This window comes from Rhizobacter sp. P2_H2, assembly GCF_056403375.1.
Genome location: NZ_JBFUFP010001627.1, coordinates 1 through 810 on the forward strand (window position 1 = coordinate 1; position 810 = coordinate 810).

The window sequence follows — 810 nt, forward strand, 5'->3', positions numbered from 1 at the left end:
ATGCGCAGGTGCTCGCGCTCGGCCAGCACCTTGCCGGCGTAGCCGCCGTCGTCGTTCAGGTTGGCGGCACCCACGTAGAAGCGCAGACCGGCCTCGACACCGCCGGCGCGCGCGATGCATTCCTTCAGCACCAGCGCGCCGACCCGCAGGTTCGTCACCGGGTCGAAGGCCGCATGGTTGCCGCCGAAGGCTTCGTACTTGTCGTCGTGCACGCGGGTCATCACCTGCATCAGGCCCTGCGCACCGACCGAGCTCTGGGCAAACGGGTTGAAGCTGGACTCGATCGCCATGATCGCGAGGATCAGCGTCGGGTCGAGCCCGGACTTGTTGCCGACGGTCCAGGCTTCCTTCACGAGCCGGCTGACGGGCTCGGGGGCGACGCGGTAGCGGCGCGAGATCCACAGCGCGACGGCGGCCTGCTGCTTGGTCAGGTCCCTGGGGTCGGCTGCGGTGGCGCGGCTCACGGCATCGGGCTCGACCAGGTCGGTCAGCGCCTGGGCGGTGCCCTCGACGCGGGCATCGTGGCGCGCCCGCAGCCAGTCGAGCGCGCGGCTCTCGGCGGCATGGCGCAGGTCGGCGCGGCTGCCCATGAACAGCACGATCGCGACGATGGCCAGCCCCAGCAGGGCCAGGCCGTTGTGGCTCACTTCCAGCAGGCCGTGACCCACGTCACGCAGAAAGACCGCGCTCGACCGAGCGGCGGTGTGGCGGGCGTCCTGAAATCCCGCGATCCATTGTTGAAGCGCTGTCGTCATGTCACTCCTTGTCAGTCCGTCTGGCGCCTCCACCCGCCGCGGCACGGGGCCCGAG

1 protein-coding gene is annotated in these 810 nt (G+C 70.4%); it reads right to left on the reverse strand.

The window, feature by feature from the left end; all coding sequences use genetic code 11:
- A partial coding sequence (locus AC1D15_RS35205) for a transglycosylase SLT domain-containing protein (protein WP_477829733.1) occupies positions 1-755 on the reverse strand: 755 nt, incomplete at its 3' end.
- Positions 756-810: the final 55 nt, after the last annotated feature.